The 1,129-nt window shown below is 43.0% G+C and carries 1 protein-coding gene and 1 pseudogene; both read right to left on the bottom strand.

Features of this window, described 5'->3' with window-relative positions; all coding sequences use genetic code 11:
* Positions 1-98: 98 nt before the first annotated feature.
* The gene (locus OGY10_RS00045; protein ID WP_086550359.1) at positions 99-704 is read right to left on the bottom strand and encodes a tail fiber assembly protein; all 606 of its coding nucleotides are present in this window, start codon (positions 702-704) and stop codon (positions 99-101) included.
* Between the two features lie 72 nt (positions 705-776).
* A pseudogene (locus OGY10_RS00040) lies at positions 777-1,129 on the bottom strand (phage tail protein); the annotation flags it as partial.

The raw sequence follows: 1,129 nt of genomic DNA, 5'->3' as shown, positions 1-1,129 counted from the left end.
AACTGCAAATGAAAATCGCCCGCGAAATCTTGCATTCAATTACATAGTTCGTGCAGCTTAAATGAAAAGCCGTCTTAATGACGGCTTAATCATCTTTATCAAATTGAGGGCGACTCAGGTAGTATCGCAGTTGGAAAATCTGAGGGTTTAATGGCATTCAGCGCATCAATATAATCAAGCCACAGGTTAAACTTGCTTGTTTCTGCCTCGCTCATCCTATTGAGTTGTAGCTTTGAAGGCCAGTTGTTTTTATTAATGACCGCATTGGCCTCATCAATCAGCGCCTGAATTTTCATTTCAAATTCCTGAACTTCAGCAGCTCTTTTTGCATCGATATCTGTTATCCACTCAGTACCATTCCAGACATCAAATTGAGTTTCTGGCGCAATTGTGGTGGTATCTTCAGGAAGCTTTCCTAAATGTCGAACGGTGATTTTTTCCCCTGTGTCAGTTTTATAAACTTCTGTATCACGGTGATCTTCAACATACTCCCAGCCGCTCAGACCTTCATTACGACAAATTGCAAACCCAGTCTTGAACTTGCCGGGTTTATCAGTACAGGAATGGGCAGGTATACCCACACCTTCTGCAAGATATTCAACGGTTGATGACAGGTACTCACGGGTATTGGCATCATAGTTATAAACAGTGATTTCACCTGCCGATGATGCGATCCCATATGTATTTAAAATAGCTTTGCTCATTCTCTTATCCTTCGTGCTGGGGCAAAATTCTACTATACTGACCGTCCTCCCTTATTCTTAATATTGATATTGTTACATAGCCCGCACAATGTAATTAAATGACAGGTTACGTGGGCGCGTTTCATCTCCTGTTGAGTTATTTGCCAGTAAGTAGTAGCCACCAGACCCAGTAAATGTAATTACATGGCTCATATCTTTAATTGGGATGAGATCCGCGTTAGGGCTGCCGCCCAACATGCTCCTGTATCCGTCAGTTATACTGTAAGCCATCTTTATGTCATGAGTGTGCTGCTGTACCGATTGTTCCTGATGACTTAAAATCAACCTCCCACTATCAACCCCTTTCCCATCATCCCAGCCGCGAATAAACTCACCGCGTAAGTCGGGTAATACGCCAGCCGGATATACCGCGCCTAATTTCGGAA

This window comes from Citrobacter sp. Cpo148, from assembly GCF_030332375.1.
Taxonomy (GTDB): Bacteria; Pseudomonadota; Gammaproteobacteria; order Enterobacterales; family Enterobacteriaceae; genus Citrobacter; species Citrobacter portucalensis.
Note: the sequence above shows the minus strand (reverse complement) of the source record. Positions and strands in the feature narration are given on the sequence as shown.

Excerpts from the sequence above, each read along its gene's own strand:
- OGY10_RS00045 (WP_086550359.1), bottom strand. The coding sequence starts at position 704 with ATGAGCAAAGCTATTTTAAATACATATGGGATCGCATCATCGGCAGGT.